23 protein-coding genes and 1 pseudogene are annotated in these 17,838 nt (G+C 40.3%); 9 read left to right on the top strand and 15 right to left on the bottom strand.

Annotation, left to right across the window (positions count from 1 at the left end; translation table 11 throughout):
- Positions 1–25: 25 nt before the first annotated feature.
- The gene (locus tag KX581_RS05270; protein WP_000709818.1) at positions 26–574 is read right to left on the bottom strand and encodes a YceI family protein; all 549 of its coding nucleotides are present in this window, start codon (positions 572–574) and stop codon (positions 26–28) included.
- A gap of 123 nt (positions 575–697) precedes the next feature.
- Here KX581_RS05270 and KX581_RS05265 point away from each other — a divergent pair, with 123 nt between their 5' ends.
- The 9 genes and pseudogenes from KX581_RS05265 to KX581_RS05225 form a co-directional block, all read left to right on the top strand.
- Complete coding sequence (locus KX581_RS05265; protein ID WP_120863722.1) at positions 698–1,435, top strand: 5'-nucleotidase, lipoprotein e(P4) family; 738 nt, start codon at positions 698–700, stop codon at positions 1,433–1,435.
- 67 nt (positions 1,436–1,502) lie between these two features.
- The gene (locus tag KX581_RS05260; RefSeq protein WP_231175773.1) at positions 1,503–2,558 is read left to right on the top strand and encodes a glycosyltransferase family 9 protein; all 1,056 of its coding nucleotides are present in this window, start codon (positions 1,503–1,505) and stop codon (positions 2,556–2,558) included.
- A 232-nt stretch (positions 2,559–2,790) separates the two neighbouring features.
- Positions 2,791–4,293 carry an anthranilate synthase component I gene (gene trpE, locus KX581_RS05255; protein WP_231175792.1) on the top strand — a complete coding sequence of 501 codons (1,503 nt, stop codon included), beginning with the start codon at positions 2,791–2,793 and terminating at the stop codon, positions 4,291–4,293.
- On the top strand, positions 4,290–4,874 hold the full coding sequence (locus tag KX581_RS05250; protein WP_180403586.1) for an aminodeoxychorismate/anthranilate synthase component II: 585 nt from the start codon (positions 4,290–4,292) through the stop codon (positions 4,872–4,874). The genes trpE and KX581_RS05250 overlap by 4 nt, the downstream gene beginning before the upstream one ends.
- Positions 4,871–5,878 (top strand): anthranilate phosphoribosyltransferase, encoded by a 1,008-nt coding sequence (trpD, locus tag KX581_RS05245; protein ID WP_231175772.1) that lies wholly within the window; start codon positions 4,871–4,873, stop codon positions 5,876–5,878. Before KX581_RS05250 ends, trpD begins: the two co-directional genes overlap by 4 nt.
- The gene (trpCF, locus tag KX581_RS05240; RefSeq protein WP_231175771.1) at positions 5,871–7,229 is read left to right on the top strand and encodes a bifunctional indole-3-glycerol-phosphate synthase TrpC/phosphoribosylanthranilate isomerase TrpF; all 1,359 of its coding nucleotides are present in this window, start codon (positions 5,871–5,873) and stop codon (positions 7,227–7,229) included. Before trpD ends, trpCF begins: the two co-directional genes overlap by 8 nt.
- A 1-nt stretch (position 7,230) precedes the next feature.
- Complete coding sequence (trpB, locus tag KX581_RS05235; RefSeq protein ID WP_231175770.1) at positions 7,231–8,412, top strand: tryptophan synthase subunit beta; 1,182 nt, start codon at positions 7,231–7,233, stop codon at positions 8,410–8,412.
- Positions 8,409–9,197: a tryptophan synthase subunit alpha gene (gene trpA / locus KX581_RS05230; protein ID WP_231175769.1), complete on the top strand. Its 789-nt coding sequence runs from the start codon at positions 8,409–8,411 to the stop codon at positions 9,195–9,197. Before trpB ends, trpA begins: the two co-directional genes overlap by 4 nt.
- A gap of 283 nt (positions 9,198–9,480) precedes the next feature.
- A pseudogene (locus KX581_RS05225) lies at positions 9,481–9,720 on the top strand (hypothetical protein); the annotation flags it as partial.
- Between the two features lie 632 nt (positions 9,721–10,352).
- Here KX581_RS05225 and rplQ read toward each other — a convergent pair.
- The 14 genes from rplQ to rpsH all read right to left on the bottom strand — a co-directional run bounded on the left by rplQ (position 10,353) and on the right by rpsH (position 17,833).
- Positions 10,353–10,703 carry a 50S ribosomal protein L17 gene (gene rplQ / locus KX581_RS05220; protein ID WP_001216119.1) on the bottom strand — a complete coding sequence of 117 codons (351 nt, stop codon included), beginning with the start codon at positions 10,701–10,703 and terminating at the stop codon, positions 10,353–10,355.
- The gene (locus KX581_RS05215; protein WP_000864525.1) at positions 10,703–11,737 is read right to left on the bottom strand and encodes a DNA-directed RNA polymerase subunit alpha; all 1,035 of its coding nucleotides are present in this window, start codon (positions 11,735–11,737) and stop codon (positions 10,703–10,705) included. Before KX581_RS05215 ends, rplQ begins: the two co-directional genes overlap by 1 nt.
- Positions 11,738–11,748: 11 nt before the next feature.
- A complete protein-coding gene (gene rpsD / locus KX581_RS05210) occupies positions 11,749–12,375 on the bottom strand; it encodes a 30S ribosomal protein S4 (protein ID WP_000135258.1) in 627 nt (208 codons plus the stop codon).
- 9 nt (positions 12,376–12,384) lie between these two features.
- The gene (gene rpsK / locus KX581_RS05205; RefSeq protein WP_180510579.1) at positions 12,385–12,780 is read right to left on the bottom strand and encodes a 30S ribosomal protein S11; all 396 of its coding nucleotides are present in this window, start codon (positions 12,778–12,780) and stop codon (positions 12,385–12,387) included.
- 22 nt (positions 12,781–12,802) lie between these two features.
- On the bottom strand, positions 12,803–13,165 hold the full coding sequence (gene rpsM, locus KX581_RS05200; RefSeq protein WP_000090809.1) for a 30S ribosomal protein S13: 363 nt from the start codon (positions 13,163–13,165) through the stop codon (positions 12,803–12,805).
- 3 nt (positions 13,166–13,168) lie between these two features.
- Positions 13,169–13,282, bottom strand: a complete 114-nt coding sequence (rpmJ, locus tag KX581_RS05195; RefSeq protein ID WP_000868339.1) for a 50S ribosomal protein L36 — start codon at positions 13,280–13,282, stop codon at positions 13,169–13,171.
- Between the two features lie 78 nt (positions 13,283–13,360).
- Complete coding sequence (gene infA / locus KX581_RS05190; protein ID WP_024115714.1) at positions 13,361–13,579, bottom strand: translation initiation factor IF-1; 219 nt, start codon at positions 13,577–13,579, stop codon at positions 13,361–13,363.
- Positions 13,579–14,340: a type I methionyl aminopeptidase gene (gene map / locus KX581_RS05185; RefSeq protein ID WP_047418351.1), complete on the bottom strand. Its 762-nt coding sequence runs from the start codon at positions 14,338–14,340 to the stop codon at positions 13,579–13,581. The genes infA and map overlap by 1 nt, the downstream gene beginning before the upstream one ends.
- Entirely contained in the window at positions 14,340–15,602 is a 1,263-nt protein-coding gene (secY, locus tag KX581_RS05180) for a preprotein translocase subunit SecY (protein WP_180629567.1), read from the bottom strand. Before secY ends, map begins: the two co-directional genes overlap by 1 nt.
- Positions 15,603–15,641: 39 nt before the next feature.
- Entirely contained in the window at positions 15,642–16,043 is a 402-nt protein-coding gene (gene rplO, locus KX581_RS05175; protein ID WP_000522167.1) for a 50S ribosomal protein L15, read from the bottom strand.
- Between the two features lie 19 nt (positions 16,044–16,062).
- Entirely contained in the window at positions 16,063–16,506 is a 444-nt protein-coding gene (rpsE, locus tag KX581_RS05170; RefSeq protein WP_001860543.1) for a 30S ribosomal protein S5, read from the bottom strand.
- 14 nt (positions 16,507–16,520) lie between these two features.
- Complete coding sequence (gene rplR / locus KX581_RS05165) at positions 16,521–16,877, bottom strand: 50S ribosomal protein L18 (protein ID WP_231175768.1); 357 nt, start codon at positions 16,875–16,877, stop codon at positions 16,521–16,523.
- A 13-nt stretch (positions 16,878–16,890) separates the two neighbouring features.
- Entirely contained in the window at positions 16,891–17,427 is a 537-nt protein-coding gene (gene rplF, locus KX581_RS05160) for a 50S ribosomal protein L6 (protein WP_000086596.1), read from the bottom strand.
- 10 nt (positions 17,428–17,437) lie between these two features.
- A complete protein-coding gene (gene rpsH, locus KX581_RS05155) occupies positions 17,438–17,833 on the bottom strand; it encodes a 30S ribosomal protein S8 (RefSeq protein WP_000245805.1) in 396 nt (131 codons plus the stop codon).
- Positions 17,834–17,838: the final 5 nt, after the last annotated feature.

Here is a 17,838-nt window from a genome sequence, read left to right as displayed (position 1 = left end):
AAAATATCTATCTCTTGCAAAACGATTATTGAGCGTAAGCTTCTAGTTTGAGCTCAATTTTTACCTCATCTCCAACGACAGCATCGCTAAAGGTTTTACCGATACCAAAATCCTTGCGGTTGATTTTGCCTTCAGCTTGTAGCACCATGAATTCTTTTTTATTCATGGGGTTTTGTAAGGGGGCTTGGATTTTGGCTTCCAATACGACAGGTTTGGTTACGCCACGAAGAGTCAAATCCCCATGGATTTTACCATCTTCGTATTTGGTCATTTTAAAGCTCCCTTTGGGGTATTTCATGGCATCAAAAAACTCTGCTGTTTTTAGGTGGTCGTCTCTTTTTTTGTTCCTGGTGTTAATGCTTTTAATATCAATTTTGCCTTCAAAAACATTGAGAGCCTTGGTATTAGGATCGGCATCAATTTTGCCATCAAAACTATCAAACACGCCTCTTGTTTCATTGAATTTGAAGTGTTTGACCTCAAACCACACGCTAGAGTTTGCCTTATCAATCGTATAAGGTTTTGCAAACGCCAGACTAACGCCCAAAAGGGTGAACATTAACGCTTTTTTCATTGTTTCCTCACTTCATTTTGAATTAAAAACGCCAACTATACAACAAATTGGTTAATGGTAAAACACTCCTAATTATCTGTTTTAAGGTATAATACAAAAAATCCCCATTAGGTAGGTGTTGTTATGATAAAAAAGACCCTTGCATCAGTTTTATTAGGATTGAGTTTGATGAGTGTTTTAAATGCCAAAGAATGCGTTTCGCCCCTAACAAGAAGCGTTAAGTATCATCAGCAAAGCGCTGAGATCAGAGCCTTGCAATTGCAAAGTTACAAAATGGCGAAAATGGCGCTAGACAATAATCTCAAGCTCGTTAAAGACAAAAAGCCAGCCGTCATCTTGGATTTAGATGAAACCGTTTTAAACACTTTTGATTATGCGGGCTATTTAGTCAAAAATTGCATTAAATACACCCCAGAAACTTGGGATAAATTTGAAAAAGAAGGCTCTCTCACGCTCGTTCCTGGAGCGCTAGACTTTTTAGAATACGCTAATTCTAAGGGCGTTAAGATTTTTTACATTTCTAACCGCACGCAAAAAAATAAGGCATTCACTTTAAAAACGCTCAAAAGTTTTAAACTCCCCCAAGTGAGTGAAGAATCCGTTTTATTGAAAGAAAAAGGCAAGCCTAAAGCCGTTAGGCGAGAATTAGTCGCTAAGGATTATGCGATTGTTTTACAAGTGGGCGACACTTTGCATGATTTTGACGCACTTTTTGCTAAAGACGCTAAAAACAGCCAAGAACAACGGGCTAAAGTCTTGCAAAACGCTCAAAAATTCGGCACAGAATGGATCATTTTACCCAACTCTCTCTATGGCACATGGGAAGATGAGCCTATAAAAGCATGGCAGAATAAAAAATAAAATTTATCCATCGCATAAGAACGATTTTTGCTAACATGACAAAAAATTTGATCTCTTAGGCGGAGTTATGGATTTTGTAGGGTTTGAAGATTTAAAATGCAAAGATAAAGAAAACTCTCAAAAAGTTTTTGTGATCCGTAACGACAAGTTAGGCGATTTTATTTTAGCCATACCCGCTTTAATCGCTCTAAAGCATGCTTTTTTAGAAAAAGGCAAGGAAGTGTATTTGGGCGTGGTTGTGCCTAGCTATACCACCCCAATCGCTTTAGAATTCCCTTTCATTGATGAAGTCATTATAGAAGATAACCGTTTGAGCGCCACTCTCAAAAATAAACCCATTGACGCTCTTATCTTTTTATTTTCTAATTTTAAAAACGCCAGACTCGCTTTTAGTTTGAGGAAATTTATTCCTTATATCCTAGCCCCAAAGACTAAAATCTATTCTTGGCTGTATCAAAAGAGCGTGCGCCAAAGCCGATCGCTGTGTTTAAAAACCGAATACGAATACAATTTGGACTTAATCCATGCGTTTTGTAAAGATCACAACCTCCCTAACGCTCAATTTAAAAAAATCGCATGGAAGCTTAAAGACAAATCCAAAGAGCGATCCATCATCGCTTCAAAACTCAACGCTGATGTTGGTTTGTTGTGGATTGGCGTGCATATGCATAGCGGAGGCAGTTCGCCCGTATTGCCTACTTCGCATTTCATTGAGCTGATTGATTTTTTATACAAGAATTTGAGTTGTGAGATCATTCTTATTTGCGGGCCAGGCGAGAGGAAAGCCACAGAAGAACTCTTTAAAAAAGTCCCTTTCGCTCACCTCTATGATACGAGTCATAGTTTAGTGGATTTAGCCAAATTGTGCGCGAATTTAAGCGTCTATATCGGGAACGCTTCAGGCCCTTTGCATGTGAACGCTTTATTTGACAACCAATCTATCGGGTTTTATCCTAACGAACTCAGCGCCTCTATTGCCAGATGGCGGCCTTTCAATGAGCGTTTTTTAGGCATCACCCCACCTAATGGCTCAAACGATATGGGTTTGATTGACATCAAAAAAGAAAGCGAGAATATTATTGAATTTATCGCACCCAATCTTTCTTGCACACAAGAAAGATAACGACAACAAGCACCACACAAGTAGCCTTAACAACGCTCAAAAGTTGAATCTGATTAAAGTGGTTTTTCGCATTCCTAATTAAAATTTCTAATTTCCTCATAAATTGAACCTTGAAAAATCCAATTTGAGTTTAAGTTAGATTAGTCCTTGCAGACTCTATAAGGCTATTAATTTATTGCCCATTTATCTATTTCTTGTAGAATACGAGTTTATTTTTAGCGTAAAGAAATTGATGGTTAGTCTCATAGAAAAAGCCCCTTACATTCCCTATCCCCTAGCTCTTTATGAAAAATTAGAGCGCGAGCACACCTTGCTTTTTGAAAGCGCTGAGATTGAGAGCAAAGTGCACACCAAATCCCTATTAATGGCTAAAGCCTGTTTGAAGCTCATTTGCAACCACAATATCGTAACCATCACTAGCCTAACGCCTAATGGCGGGGCGTTTTTGCAAACATTGAGCGCGTTTTTTAAGACGCCTATACAAGACAACGCCCTAACTTTAACCTACACCAAAAATAAAAAAACGCAAGATGAGTTTTTAAAACTCTTTGAACCTAGCCCTTTTGACGCTTTAAGGGGGCTTTTTAAAAGCGTTAAAACAAAACCCAAACACCCCTTTACGCTTTTAAGCGCGGGCGTTTTTTCTTTTGAAATGCTCAATTTTTTTGAAGATTTACCTAACTTAAAAGCACAAGACAACACCGCACATGACTTTATATTTTATGTCGCGCAAAATTTGATCATCATAGACCATAAAGAAAAAAGCGCTGAAATTTTGGGGGCGTGTTTTGATGAACGCTTTAAAACAGAGATAGCTAAAGAATTACAGGATTTAAAAGAGTTGGCCAAAAACATCAAAAGCGATTTTGTCCCTAAAAAATCCAAGCAAAGCACAGAAATTAGCGTTAATTGCGATGATAGCGAGTTTGAAAAAAGAGTGCTATCCTTACAAGAAGAAATCAAAAAAGGCGAGATCTTTCAAGCGGTGTTGTCGCGCAGCTTTTATATGGAGTGCTTGGAGGGTTTGAGTGCGTATTATCATTTAAAGCTCTCTAACCCTAGCCCCTATATGTTTTATATCAAAGACAGCGATTTTATTCTTTTTGGGGCAAGCCCTGAGAGTGCTTTAAAATACAACGCCCTAATGAATACGGCTGAAATTTATCCCATTGCTGGCACTCGTTTAAGAGGTAAGGACAAACAAGGGAATATTGATTACGATTTGGATAGTAAAATGGAATTTGATTTGCAACACGACTATAAAGAAAGGGCTGAACACATCATGCTAGTGGATTTAGCCAGAAACGACATGGCCAGAGTTTCAAAAAAGCGCTATTGCGATAAGCTTTTAAAGGTGGATAAATATTCCAATGTCATGCATTTAGTCTCAAGGGTTGTGGGGGAATTGAAAAAAGGGTGCGATAGTTTGCATGCTTACAGGAGTTTTATGAACGCCGGCACGCTCAGCGGGGCGCCTAAAATCTCTGCGATCAGGCTCATTTACCAATTAGAAAAGCAAAGGAGAGGCTCTTATGGGGGGAGTGTGGGGTATTTAAACAGCGAGGGTTCTATGGATTCTTGCATCACCATCCGTTCATGTTTTGTCAAAAACAATAGGGCGCTGATCCAAGCAGGAGCCGGTATTGTGTTAGACAGCGTGCCGCAAAACGAAGCGAATGAAACGAGAGCCAAAGCGCAAGCCCTTATTGATGCGATCAGGAAAACAAGCTTATGAAAATCTTTTTTATAGATAATTTTGATTCTTTCTCTTATAATTTGGTGTATGAATTAGAGTGTTTGGGTTATGAAGTGGCTGTTTATCAAAACGATATTGATCCGAGTTATCTTATGGGGTTAATGAATGAAGAAATAAAAACGCCTTTATTGTTCATTTCACCCGGGCCTGGTAACCCTAGCAGTTCAGGCAATCTTTTAAAAATCATTGAAATGGCTAAAAAGAAATTCCCCATTTTAGGGGTTTGTTTAGGCTTGCAAGCTTTAGCACAAAGCTATGGGGCTAAAATCATAAGGAGTAAAGAAATCGTGCATGGCAAAGCGACGACTATTGCACTCAAAAAGCATGCCGTTTTTAAAGGATTAGGGGAGAGCATGGTGGTGGGGCGTTACCATTCTTTAATGGCAAGCGGGTTGCCTAAAAATTTAGAAGTGATCGCTGAGCATGACAATATCCCTATGGCCATTATCAATGAAGAAGATAAAATTTTAGCCTATCAATTCCACCCTGAAAGCATCATGACTTTACAAGGGAGAGCGTTGTTAGAGCAAAGCGTGGGGTTTTTAGAAGGGTTATCATGAAAGAGATTTTAAACGCTCTGTATCATCAAAAAGACTTAAACGATGAAGAAGTCAAAAAATTATTCACCCTTATTGTCAACGAAAAAGTAAGCCCGGTGCAACTTGGGGCGGTTTTATGCGCTTTAAAAATCAAGGGCGAGAGCTTTAAGGAGATTAGCGTTGCTGCAACCACGCTTTTAGAGCATGCCCCTAAGCCTTTTGATAGCGGCTTGGATTTGATAGACAATTGCGGCACAGGGGGCGATGGGTTAAAAACGATTAACATCAGCACGATTGCAGCACTCATTGCCAGCTCTATGGGGTTATCTATGGCCAAACACGGATCAAGAAGCGTGTCTAGTCATAGCGGGAGTGCGGATTTGTTGGAAAATTTGGGCGTGAATATTGAAATGAATCCCACGCAATTAGAAAATTGTTTCAAACAAACGCATTTTGGGTTTTTATTCGCACCTTTATACCATCAAAGTTTTAAAAAATCCGCCCCTTTAAGAAAAGAACTTTTCACTAAAACGATTTTCAATTGCTTAGGGCCTTTAATCAACCCCTTAAGGCCCAAAATCCAGCTTTTAGGCGTGTATGACAAATCCTTGTGCAAGACTATGGCGCTAGCATTAAAGGCTTTAGGCGTTAAAAGGGCGATGGTGGTTAATGGAGGGGGGACGGATGAAATCGTGTTGCATGATATTACGCATGCGTGTGAATTGAAAAATAATGAAATTTTAGAGTATGACTTGAGCGCTAAAGATTTTGATTTACCCCCCTATGATTTGAAAGAATTGCAGATTGAAAACGCACAAGAAAGCGTTCAGGCGTGTTTAGATATTTTAGAAAATAGAGGCAAAAATTCGCATACAATGGTGGTTGTGGCGAATGTGGCGAGTTTGTTGTATTTAAGCCATAAAGCTAAAGATTTAAAAGAGGGCGTGAGCATGACTTTAGAGCATTTAAAAACCAAAGCACCTTATACGCATTTGCAAAAAATCATAAGGCTAAGCCATGCCTAGCGTGTTAGAAAACATCCTTAAAGACAAGCTCCTAGAAGTCTCTGATCTCAAAAAAAACCACGCTTTACCGATAAGCATAAACCCAAGCGACAGGGATTTTAAAAAGGCGTTACTAGAAAAAAAAACCAGCTTTATTTTAGAATGCAAAAAAGCATCGCCCTCTAAAGGCCTGATCAGAAAAGATTTTGATTTGCTAAAAATAGCCAAGACTTATGAAAAATTCGCCTCTTGCATTTCGGTTTTAGCGGATTCTAAACATTTTTTAGGCTCTTATGAAAACATTAAGATCGTTTCGCAGCATTCCACTAAGCCCATTTTGTGTAAAGATTTTATCATTGACGCTTTTCAAATCAAACTCGCTAGGGTTATGGGGGCTAATGCGGTGCTTTTAATGTTAAGCGCGTTAGATGATAAGAATTATTTAGAGCTTTTCAACCTCGCCAAATCCTTAAACATGAGTGTGCTAACTGAAGTTTCCAACCAGCAAGAAATCAAGCGCTTGCTCAAACTCCAATACGACATTATCGGCATCAATAACAGGGATTTACACACCCTGACAACCGACATTAACCACACGCTCAAATTACGCCCCCTTTTGCCTAAAGACGCACTCATTATCAGCGAGTCTGGTATTTATTCGCATGCGCAAATCAAAGCCCTAGCCCCTTATGTGAATGGCTTTTTAGTGGGTAGCTCTTTAATGAAAGAAAAGGATTTGAGAAAAGCGTGTATTAAATTGATTTTAGGCGAAAATAAAGTGTGCGGGCTTACAAGAATTAAAGACGCTAAAGCCGTTTATAAAAACCATTTTATTTATGGAGGTTTGATTTTTGAAAAATCTTCGCCAAGATACATCAAGCCTAAAGAAGCCCTAAAAATCACAAAAGCGGTTAAAAAATTGGATTTTGTGGGCGTGTTTGTGAAAGATAGGATTAAAAAAATTCAAAAAATCGCTAAAAAGCTTGATTTAAAAGCGGTGCAGCTTTATGGCTATTCACAACAAGAAATCGCTCAATTAAAAAAATCGCTCCCTAAAACTTGCGCGATTTGGCAGGTAGTGAGTGTGATGAGCGCTAACGATTTAGCGCCTAAAGTTAAAGAAGCTTCTCTAATCTTATACGACACTAAGGAGGATAAAATGGGAGGCAATGGCGTGAGTTTTGATTGGGGTATTTTAGAAAATGTCAAAACGCCTTTCATGTTAGCTGGTGGGCTTAATTTGGATAATATTCAAAAAGCCTTGAAAGTTAAAGCGTTGGGTTTGGATTTCAATTCAGGTTTAGAAACAAGCCCTGGGATTAAAAATAAGGATAAAATCAAGCGGTTAGCCCGAATTTTAAGAGAGTATTAAAATGAATAAAAAAGCGTATTTTGGGGAGTTTGGAGGGAGTTTTGTTTCGGAGTTATTAGTGCCTGCATTAAGAGAATTAGAACAGGCGTTTGATGCGTGTTTGAAAGATGAAAAATTCCAAAAAGAATATTTTCGTCTTTTAAAGGATTTTGTGGGCCGTCCTAGCCCTTTAACCTTGTGTCAAAACATCGTTTCTAACCCTAAAGTTAAGCTTTATCTAAAACGAGAAGATTTAATCCATGGTGGGGCGCACAAGACTAATCAGGCTTTAGGGCAAGCCCTTTTAGCGAAAAAAATGGGTAAAACAAGGATTATTGCTGAAACAGGCGCTGGGCAGCATGGCGTTGCAACGGCTATCGCTTGCGCGTTATTGAATTTAAAATGCGTGATTTTTATGGGAGAAAAAGACATCAAGCGCCAGGAAATGAATGTTTTTAGAATGCGCTTATTAGGCGCTGAAGTGAGAGAAGTTAATTCAGGGAGTGCGACGCTTAAAGACGCCGTGAATGAAGCCTTAAGAGATTGGGCGAGCAGTTACAAGGACACGCATTATTTGCTAGGCACAGCCGCCGGGCCGCACCCTTACCCCACAATGGTTAAAACCTTTCAAAAAATGATAGGCGATGAGGTTAAAAGCCAAATTTTAGAAAAAGAAAACCGCTTGCCTGATTATGTGATCGCATGCGTTGGAGGAGGGTCTAACGCTATAGGGATATTTAGCGCGTTTTTAAACGATAAAGAGGTTAAACTCATAGGCGTAGAACCTGCCGGTTTAGGGCTAGAGACTAATAAACATGGGGCGACTTTGAATAAAGGGCGTGTGGGGATTTTGCATGGGAATAAAACCTATCTTTTACAAGATGATGAAGGCCAGATTGCAGAAAGCCATAGCATTAGTGCCGGGCTTGATTATCCAGGAGTGGGGCCAGAACACAGCTATTTAAAAAAAAGTGGGCGTGCGGTTTATGAAAGCGCAAGCGATGCTGAAGCGCTAGAAGCCTTTAGCTTGTTGTGCCAAAAAGAAGGCATTATCCCAGCACTAGAAAGCTCACACGCCTTAGCGTATACCTTAAAGCTCGCTCAAAAATGCGAAGAAGAAAGCATCATCGTAGTGAATTTAAGCGGTCGGGGGGATAAGGATTTAAGCACCGTTTATAACGCTTTAAAAGGGGGTTTAAAATGAGGTATCAAAACATGTTTGAAACCTTAAAAAAACACAAAAAAATGGCGTTTATCCCGTTTGTAACCTTGGGCGATCCACATTATGAATTGAGTTTTGAAATCATTAAAACCCTAATTATTAGCGGGGTGAGCGCTTTAGAATTGGGTTTTGCTTTTTCTGATCCTGTAGCGGATGGCGTTACCATACAAGCGAGCCATTTAAGAGCGTTAAAACACGCTAGCATGGCTAAAAATTTCCAGCTTTTAAAAAAGATTAGAGGTTACAACCACAATATTCCCATAGGGCTTTTAGCGTATGCGAATCTCATTTTTTCTTATGGCGTTGATGGCTTTTACGCTCAAATCAAAGAATGTGGCGTGGATAGCGTTTTAATAGCGGACATGCCCCTAATAGAAAAAGAATTAGTCATCAAATCCGCTCAAAAACACCAAATCAAACAAATCTTTATCGCCAGCCCTAATGCGAGCAGTAAAGATTTAGAACAAGTCGCTACGCATTCGCAAGGCTATATCTACACTTTAGCCAGGAGTGGGGTTACAGGGATAAGCCATGCTCTAGAGAACGATGCAAGCACGATCATCAAAACCTTAAAAGCCTTTAGCCCCACCCCCGCCTTACTGGGCTTTGGCATTTCTCAAAAAGAACACATCAAAAACGCTAAAGAAATGGGTGCTGATGGCGTGATTTGCGGCTCAGCGTTAGTCAAAATCATAGAAGAAAATTTAAACAATGAAAACGCCATGCTAGAAAAAATTAAAGGGTTTGTGGGAGGAATGATTTTTTAAGGTTTTTAGGCTTTGTTGCGTCAAAAATTAAAGATCACAGATTAACAATCATCATCAGGTTTTATTGCATGCGCGTTATTATTGGGTGTATTTTTCTAAATCTGTGAAAGGCACTGTTCTTGTTGTATTGGGCTTTCCGATTCTAGGCATACCATTCACCAAATGTGTAGCGTAGGAAATACTGCCATAAGCCTAACAACAATATAAAAGTAGCCTTGTAGTGTGGTTGATAGCGGCTAAAATCGCAGGTATTTTGATAATAAAAAGGCTAATTTTAATATACTATGGCCTTTTTAGGGTGTTAGAAACCCCTTTTACTTTGCCCAGTTTTAAAGGGGAACAATTCTCGCTTTTTAGCCTGGATCTTAAAGCCCAATTCACTTCTAAAAACCTCAAATACCCCTTAAAAAACTTGCGTTTAAAAACGCTCTTTTCTGGCTCGCTCAATGAAGCTACAGATCATTTTTTTAGCCTTAGCTCTACACCTAAATCGGTGGTGTTGGTGTATCAGAAATTCTTATAAGCGGGTTTTGTTAGGCAAGTTTTTGTCTGTATATTGCGACAGGTTAAGGAGCATTTGAGTTAGCAAGTAGAGAAAGATTGATTCAGTTTCGCTTTGCGTGGAGGCGGTAGGTTTAGTGTTTTTAATGTGCATTGTGTGACGGACACAATGATAGGAGTTCATAATTTTTTTAACAAAACCACTACAAAGCGAACAAATCAACCCATCACCTACATCGGCTAAAATCCAAAGCAGTTTAGCATAAAGGAATAACCAATATCTAGCATGTCTAAAAAAACAATCCATCTAACTCAATCTTCAGCAGTTGGATTTCTTAAAATCATCAAACCAATTGGAAATCTCAATAAAAATGCAAGAAATACCGCTCAATTAAAGGGTGGGATAGAAGCGAGTTTTGAGTTTATTTTAATTTTTTAAAAAATAGGGTTTTAGTTACTTTATTTTTGCCGTTTTGAGATTGTCGCTTGACTAAGCTCTTTTATATTTTGATCACAGAAAATGTTTTTTAGCATTTTTTAAATTTCATGATCAATAAAACAAAGTCAAAGCTTTTGAGTGCTTCTTTTAAAAAGACAAAATCAAAGCGATAACCACCAACCAAGACTAAATCTTGGCTAGCAGTTCATCAAATTTCATACAAATTCAATGGTGGCCAGAGTGGAAGCGTCCCCTCTTCTAAAAGTGGTGCGTTGGATTCTGGTGTATCCGCCGTTCCTTTGCGCGTATTTGGGCGCAATTTCGGTTACAAGCTTGTGGGTGGCTTCTTTGTTTTGCAAATACGCAAAAACATGGCGGTGTGCATTAAAATCGCCCACACGAGCCGCTGTCGTTAATTTCTCAATGTAACTGCGCAACTCCTTAGCCTTATAAATCCCTGTTTCAATTTTGTTATGCTCAATCAAAGCGATCGCTAAATTCTTTAATAACGCCTTTCTGTGCGAGCTGGTTCTCCCAAGCTTGCGGTATCCGTGTTTGTGTCTCATCAGTCGTTACCTCCTTTATCTTCTAATTTTTCTAATCTTTTCTTTAAACTCTCTCTTTGTTCATGGCTTAATTCTGTGCCTACCGGATAGCCCAAATCATTCAATTTTTCAGCGATTTCATCATAGGATTTTTTACCCATGTTCTTCACGCCCTTAAGCTCTTCTTCGCTCATCAACACGAGTTCGCCCACATACTTGATGCCGATTTTATCCAAGCAATTAAAACACCTAGCGCTCAAATTCATGCTTTCAATCTTAGCGCTCAAATCTTTAGCGTCATCTCTTTGAGCGTAATCGCCTGAATACTCCGTGTTAGCAATGGGTCTTTCGCCAAAAACGCCTAGTTGCTTGCTCATCACTTTCACCGCTGATAAAAACGCTTTATAAGGGTCAATCTGCCCGTCTGTTTCAATATCAAAAATGATTTTTTCATAGTTGGGATCGCCCTCAACCAAAACGTTTTCAATCTCATAAACGACCTTTTTAATCGGCGTGAAAGAGCCGTCTAATGGCATGTAGCCCTCAGGCATCAATTCCCTTGTGTTTTCGCTTGGGACATACCCCATTCCTTTATAGATAATGAGCGAAAAATTCAATTGAGCGTCTTCGTTGATTGTCGCTAGGGGCATTTCCGGATTGACAATTTCTATATGCTCAGAATTCAAATCCCTAGCCCTAAGCTCCATAGGCCCTTTAAAAGAATAATCCACCACAACCGATTGGTTTTCTAAAGAGCTATCCTGCCCCACTAACGCCTTAGCTATAAAGCGGATATTCTTTAAATTCATGATAAAAAGCGACACATCTTCAGTAACCCCCCTTAATGAGTCAAACTCATGATGCACACCTTCAATCTTTAAACCTACAGGAGCATACCCCACAGAGCTTAAAAGCAAGAGTCTTCTAATAGGATGAGCGAGCGTAACAGCGTAACCAAACTCAAATGGAGCCAGAGAAATCTTAACCCGATTGCCCTCTTTCTCTAGCACCTTAATTTCTGATGGGATCAAAGGTGCTGTTTTGATAACTTTCATGCTCTAACCCCTTACTTAGAATACAATTCTACAATGAGTCTTTCTTCAATAGGGACAACCACTTCTTCTCTTTCAGGGTAGCGGGTGAAGATGCCGTATTTTTTATCTTTTTCCACATCAATCCATGGCACAATCCCTGTTTGAGCTGTCAATTCCATCGCGCGCACCACTTGAGGGTTGCTCTTGGTTTTTTCTTTGATCTCAATTTTTTGCCCTGAACGCACGAAATAAGAAGGAATATCCAAACGCTTACCATCCACAAGCACATGCCCATGCGTTACCAATTGCCTAGCAGAGCTTCTAGTGGTCGCAAACCCCATGCGATAGACAACATTGTCCAATCTTCTTTCAATTAAACGGATAAGGTTTTCACCCGTATTGCCGTCCAAGCGATTGGCTTCCACAAAAATACTCCTAAATTGCTTTTCAGAAATGCCATACATCATTTTAGCTTTTTGCTTTTCCTTCAACTGCAACCCGTAATCAGAAGTCTTAGTGCGTCTTTGCCCATGCTGGCCTGGCCCATAAGCCCTTTTATCTAGCGCGCTCTTCCCGCTCAATCGCCTTTCACCTTTTAAAGCTAAAGAAACCCCAAAACGCCTTTCTAGTCTTTCTACTGCACCTCTATATCTTGCCATAAAGCCTCCTTACACTCTTCTTCTTTTAGGGGGTCTGCAACCATTATGAGGGAGCGGGGTGATGTCTTTAATCCAAAGCACTTTAACGCCCTCTGTCGCGCCCACGCTCTTAATGGCGGTCTCACGCCCACTGCCTGGCCCTTGAACCTTAATGCCCACTTCTTTAACGCCATACTCTTTAGCCTTGCTTAGAGCGCTTTCTACAGCTTGTTGGGCCGCATAAGGAGTGGATTTTTTAGAGCCTTTAAACCCTAAACCGCCCGCCGTGCTCCAGCAAATCACATTGCCCATTTCATCAGTGATAGTGATGTTGGTATTATTAAAGGTCGCTGAAATATAAACAACCCCTCTAGCAATATTCTTTTTGACTACTTTCTTTTTAGCCGTTACATTTCTCTTAGCCATTAAATCATCATCTCCTTATCCGCTACTTGCTACCCACGGTTTTTTTCTTACCCTTACGAGTCCTAGCATTATTTTTAGTGGTTTGGCCTCTTACAGGAAGACCCTTACGATGCCTGATCCCACGATAATTCCCTAAGTCCATTAAAGATTTAATATCCATTTGAACTTTTTTACGCAAATCGCCCTCTACTAGGTAGCTTTGTTGGATTTTTTTAGCGATGCTAGACACTTCATCTTCGCTCAATTCATGCACGCGCTTGTCAAAAGAAATGCCTACCGCTTCTAAAATCTCTCTGGAACTCTTAAGCCCAATCCCATAAATATAGGTAAGGGCATACTCCACTCTCTTCTTTTTTGGTAAATCCACACCAGCAATCCTTGCCATGCTTTATCCTTGTCTTTGTTTGTGTTTAGGGGTAGCGCAGATCACTCTAATAACGCCCCTTCTTTTAATGATTTTGCACTTATCGCACATCTTTTTCACTGATGGCCTGACTTTCATGATTTTTCTCCTTTGAAAAAATTAGGCACTACTAAAAACCTTTATACTAACATATTTTCATTGAAATAACCCTTAAATTCATTTATATCTAAAAGTTATCCGACCCTTGTCTAAGCTATAGGGCGTAAGCTCTAGCTTAACCCTATCGCCTAAAGCAATCCTAATATAGTGCATGCGCATCTTTCCAGAAATACGGCACAACACCACATACTTATTGTCTAACTCCACCTTAAAAGTGGCGTTAGGCAACGCCTCAATCACTTTCCCATCCACTTCTATAACATCATCTCTTGCCATTAACGCTCCGTAAGAATCACTGCTTTATTGCCAACTATGGCGATAGTATGCTCATGGTGGCTTGTGTTAAGCCCATCCACTGAAACCACGCTCCACTTATCCGCTAGTATTTTAGGCTCGCCCTGTTTTTGACACACCATAGGCTCTAAGCAAAATACCATGCCCTCTTTGATTTTAGGGCCGCTATTAGCTTTGACGCCTTTTTCTAGGTAGTTGGGGATTTCTGGCTCTTCATGGGGTTTTTTACCAATGCCATGCCCGCAAAATCCCTTCAAAGGCACAAAACCTCTTTCTACAATAGCACCCTCTAAAATCTGGCTCAACTCTTTAAAATGCATGCCCACTCTAATTGAATTAATGGCATGCATCAAACTCTCTTGAGAGCAAGCGAGCAATTTTTCATCTTGCGGGCTTATCGTGCCTATGGGAAGCGTGAGGGCCGAATCGCCATAATAGCCATCCACCTCCACCCCCAAATCCAAGCCTATAATATCCCCTTCTTGTAAAACATAATCCGTAGGAATACCATGAATAACCACCTCATTTAAGGACATGCACACCGAGTTAGGAAATCCATACAGCCCCTTAAAAGCAGGCCTAGCATGCGAGGATTTGATAAAATCTTCAGCCATTTTATCCAGCTCTAAAAGTGAAACCCCAGGCCTTACTTCTCGCTCTAAAAGGGCTAACGCTTGAGCGGTTAATTCCCCAGCTTTTCTTAGAGCTTTGATTTCCTTTGGGCTTTTAATAGAGATCGCCATTAAAAGCCTACCGCGCTTAAAGTTTTATACTTGCTCATATAAATTTGTGCTTCAATCTTTTTCATGGTGTCAATAGCGACCTGAACCACAATCAGCACCGCCGTGCCTCCAAAGTAAAAAGGCACGCCCATAGCCTTAACCAAAATCCAAGGCACGGTAGAAATGAGCGCTAAATACAATGAACCCCACAAAGTGAGCTTGCTCGCTACAGAATTTAAAAACGATGAAGTCCCATCTCCAGGCCTAAGCCCTGGAATATACCCGCCATTACGCCTTAAATTATCCGCAATATCCTTAGAATTGAACACGATAGAAGAATAAAAGTAAGCGAAAAAGATGATGAGTAAGAACATCAAAATATTATACGCATACCCTTGCGGGCTTAAAAAATCCGCAACCGCTTGCAAGGTTTTGTTGCTTGTGGCTTGTTGTAAAATCGTAGAAGGGAACACAAGCAAAGCTGAAGCGAAAATAGGGGGGATCACCCCGCTTAAATTCAACTTAATAGGAATGTAATTCATGATGCGCTTGTTTTGGTTTTGCATCACCACTTTACGCGCATAAGAAATAGGGATTCTGCGCTCGGCTAATTCCACATAGATAATCGCAAAAATAGTCGCCAAAACAATCAGCACAATACCAATGAGCATTAAGATATTAATAACGCCTGTATTGACCAAATTGAATGTGCCTGAAATAGCTGATGGGATCCCTGAAACAATCCCGGCAAAAATAATGAGGCTAATCCCATTCCCCACGCCCCTTTGCGTGATTTGCTCCCCTATCCACATGAGCAGCATCGTCCCTGTAAGCATAGAAAACGCTGAAACGATCATAAAGACTTGCATATCAATCATGATCGCTCCATTGGCTCCTCCGCTAATGCTCCTTAAGCCCACTGAAACGCTCACCGCTTGGATTAGGGTGATTAAAATGGTCAAATAGCGCACGATTTGCATGTATTTTTGCATGCCGTCTCGCTCTTTTTTCATTTTAGCCAGGTTGGGGAAAGTCGCGCTCAAAAGCTCCATGATAATGGAAGAAGTGATATAGGGCATGATGCCCAAAGAGATGATGCTCAAGCGAGAAACCGCATTCCCGCTAAACATGTTAAACAACCCCAAAGCGTTGTTGGAATTGCTGTCAAAAAAAGCCTTGATCGCTGCTAAATCTACGCCAGGAATGGGGATATAAGCTAAGACTCTGTAGAGAAATAAAAAACCCAAAGTGATGAGTATCTTACTAGCAATGGCTTTATTCATAACCTATTCCTCTTAAATCAAGCTGATACAATAGGGGCATTACTTCTGCCCGCTTGTTTTGATTCTCTCATCTTTAATTTTAGAAGCTAGGTTTTTAGCGTCTTTACCGATCAATTTCACGCCTTCAATATAAAGGGGGAAATGGTGTAAAGCGCGCAAGCTTGAAAAAGTGATTTCTTCTAAATTTTTAATCGCTTCATTCTTTTCTACATTGATAGAATAGATATGAGAGTCTTTAGTCCTAAAACCTATTTTAGGCAAACGGCGTTGTAAGGGTTGCTGCCCTCCTTCAAAGCCTCTTTTAGCCTTATAGCCTGTCCTTGCGGTTTGGCCTTTACCACCTCTTGTGGCCGTCTTTCCCATGCCGCTTCCTTGACCACGGCCCACTCGTTTGATTTTTTTAACGCTACCTTTAGCCGGTTTTAAATTTTCTAATCCCATTATCATATCTCCTTTTTAACTACGCCTTGATTTTCGCTAAAGCGTCAAAAGTCGCACGCACCACATTATAGGGGTTGTTGGAGCCTAAAGATTTGGTTAGAATATCCTTAATGCCTGCTAATTCCACGATAGGGCGCGTTGAACCCCCAGCAATCACTCCCGTTCCCTCACTTGCTGGTTTGAGTAAAATACGGCTCGCGTTGTATTTATGCTCAATATCATGAGCGATAGTCGTGCCTTTAATCGTTACATGGATCAGGTTTTTAAACGCATCATCTACCGCTTTTTTGATCGCATCAGGGACTTCCTTAGCCTTGCCCAAGCCAAAGCCTACAAGCCCATTTTTATTGCCCACAACCACTAAAGCGTTAAAACGAAACCGCCTACCGCCCTTAACCACTTTGGTTACACGGCCAATATTCACAACGACTTCTTGAAACTCTTCTCTGTTAATCTCTTCCATACCTTTCCTTTCTGTCATAGAGCGATCCCATTCTCTCTCAAACTTTCAGCAAACGCTGCCACCACGCCATGATAGAGGTAACCATTCCTGTCATAAACCGCTCGCTCAATCCCTGCTTTTTTCAATTCTTCAGCAAAGAGAGCGCCTAATTTTTTAGCGTCTTCTTGCGTGTTTGTAAAGCCCATTTTCCTGCCGTCAATATGCGTTATAGTGCTTTGTTTAACATCATCAATCGCTTGCGCATAGAAATAGCGGTTGGAACGAAAAACGCTCACCCTAGGCCTTAACGCATCGCCTGCGAGTTTGCTTTTAATCCTTAATTTTCGGCGATCTCTTAAGGCTTTCTTTTTATACAATGCTTTTGCGTTCATCACTTCACCTTATTTATTTTTTAGCTGTTTTACCAGCTTTTCTAATAATGACTTCATCGCTGTATTTCACACCCTTGCCCTTGTATGGCTCTGGGGGTCTGAAGCTCCTGATTTCAGCGGCGACTTGCCCTACTTTTTGCTTATCGCTCCCTTTGATCGTGATCGTGTTTTTTTCCACCACCATCTCAATCCCCGCTGGAATAGGGTATTTCACCGGGTGGCTAAAACCCAAACTCAAATCCAAAGTTTTATTGCCCAAAGCCACCTTATAGCCCACACCATTGACTTCTAAAGTCTTAGTGAAACCGGTGCTTAAACCTATTACAATGTTGTTGGCTAACGCCCCATAAGTCCCCCAATAAGCCCTAGATTGCGCATCTTCGCCCACAGGCTGGAAGCTCAATTGGTTGTTTTCAAGCGTGATTTTCACTCGGTTGTGAGTTTCTAACTCATGCTTTTCTTTGCTGTTTTTAAAAAGAAGCTTGCTCCCTTCAACGCTCGCTTGCACAGAGCTTGGAATTTCAATGATTCTTTTCCCAATTCTTGACATTTTCAATCCTTTACCAAATGCTGCAAAGCACTTCGCCACCGACATTTTGTCTGTAAGCTTCTTCGTTGGTGATCACCCCTTTAGAAGTGCTTACCACAATCACGCCATAGCCATTTTTAAAGCGCTTCAACTCGTTTTTTTGTTTATACACACGACGACCGGGCTTGCTTAAGCGCTTCACTTCGCTGATTTTTGAATGCCCTTTTTCATCATAAGCCAATTGCACATAAACCGATTGTTTCTTGTCTTTATCCTTGACATTGAAATCTTTAATGAAACCTTTTTCTTTAAAAATCTCTAAAATAGAAACCACGATCTTTGCGTAATAAAGCTGTGTGAATTCTAAGCGGCGCATAGAAGCGTTTCTCAAACGAGTTAATGAATCTGCAATTATATCATTTACCATATCTT

This window comes from Helicobacter pylori (assembly GCF_021062735.1).
Classification (GTDB): domain Bacteria; phylum Campylobacterota; class Campylobacteria; order Campylobacterales; family Helicobacteraceae; genus Helicobacter; species Helicobacter pylori_DN.
Note: the sequence above shows the minus strand (reverse complement) of the source record. Positions and strands in the feature narration are given on the sequence as shown.

Excerpts from the sequence above, each read along its gene's own strand:
- KX581_RS05270 (WP_000709818.1), bottom strand. The coding sequence starts at position 574 with ATGAAAAAAGCGTTAATGTTCACCCTTTTGGGCGTTAGTCTGGCGTTT.
- KX581_RS05265 (WP_120863722.1), top strand. The coding sequence starts at position 698 with ATGATAAAAAAGACCCTTGCATCAGTTTTATTAGGATTGAGTTTGATG.
- KX581_RS05260 (WP_231175773.1), top strand. The coding sequence starts at position 1,503 with ATGGATTTTGTAGGGTTTGAAGATTTAAAATGCAAAGATAAAGAAAAC.
- trpE (WP_231175792.1), top strand. The coding sequence starts at position 2,791 with ATGGTTAGTCTCATAGAAAAAGCCCCTTACATTCCCTATCCCCTAGCT.
- KX581_RS05250 (WP_180403586.1), top strand. The coding sequence starts at position 4,290 with ATGAAAATCTTTTTTATAGATAATTTTGATTCTTTCTCTTATAATTTG.
- trpD (WP_231175772.1), top strand. The coding sequence starts at position 4,871 with ATGAAAGAGATTTTAAACGCTCTGTATCATCAAAAAGACTTAAACGAT.
- trpCF (WP_231175771.1), top strand. The coding sequence starts at position 5,871 with ATGCCTAGCGTGTTAGAAAACATCCTTAAAGACAAGCTCCTAGAAGTC.
- trpB (WP_231175770.1), top strand. The coding sequence starts at position 7,231 with ATGAATAAAAAAGCGTATTTTGGGGAGTTTGGAGGGAGTTTTGTTTCG.
- trpA (WP_231175769.1), top strand. The coding sequence starts at position 8,409 with ATGAGGTATCAAAACATGTTTGAAACCTTAAAAAAACACAAAAAAATG.
- rplQ (WP_001216119.1), bottom strand. The coding sequence starts at position 10,703 with ATGAGACACAAACACGGATACCGCAAGCTTGGGAGAACCAGCTCGCAC.
- KX581_RS05215 (WP_000864525.1), bottom strand. The coding sequence starts at position 11,737 with ATGAAAGTTATCAAAACAGCACCTTTGATCCCATCAGAAATTAAGGTG.
- rpsD (WP_000135258.1), bottom strand. The coding sequence starts at position 12,375 with ATGGCAAGATATAGAGGTGCAGTAGAAAGACTAGAAAGGCGTTTTGGG.
- rpsK (WP_180510579.1), bottom strand. The coding sequence starts at position 12,780 with ATGGCTAAGAGAAATGTAACGGCTAAAAAGAAAGTAGTCAAAAAGAAT.
- rpsM (WP_000090809.1), bottom strand. The coding sequence starts at position 13,165 with ATGGCAAGGATTGCTGGTGTGGATTTACCAAAAAAGAAGAGAGTGGAG.
- rpmJ (WP_000868339.1), bottom strand. The coding sequence starts at position 13,282 with ATGAAAGTCAGGCCATCAGTGAAAAAGATGTGCGATAAGTGCAAAATC.
- infA (WP_024115714.1), bottom strand. The coding sequence starts at position 13,579 with ATGGCAAGAGATGATGTTATAGAAGTGGATGGGAAAGTGATTGAGGCG.
- map (WP_047418351.1), bottom strand. The coding sequence starts at position 14,340 with ATGGCGATCTCTATTAAAAGCCCAAAGGAAATCAAAGCTCTAAGAAAA.
- secY (WP_180629567.1), bottom strand. The coding sequence starts at position 15,602 with ATGAATAAAGCCATTGCTAGTAAGATACTCATCACTTTGGGTTTTTTA.
- rplO (WP_000522167.1), bottom strand. The coding sequence starts at position 16,043 with ATGGGATTAGAAAATTTAAAACCGGCTAAAGGTAGCGTTAAAAAAATC.
- rpsE (WP_001860543.1), bottom strand. The coding sequence starts at position 16,506 with ATGGAAGAGATTAACAGAGAAGAGTTTCAAGAAGTCGTTGTGAATATT.
- rplR (WP_231175768.1), bottom strand. The coding sequence starts at position 16,877 with ATGAACGCAAAAGCATTGTATAAAAAGAAAGCCTTAAGAGATCGCCGA.
- rplF (WP_000086596.1), bottom strand. The coding sequence starts at position 17,427 with ATGTCAAGAATTGGGAAAAGAATCATTGAAATTCCAAGCTCTGTGCAA.
- rpsH (WP_000245805.1), bottom strand. The coding sequence starts at position 17,833 with ATGGTAAATGATATAATTGCAGATTCATTAACTCGTTTGAGAAACGCT.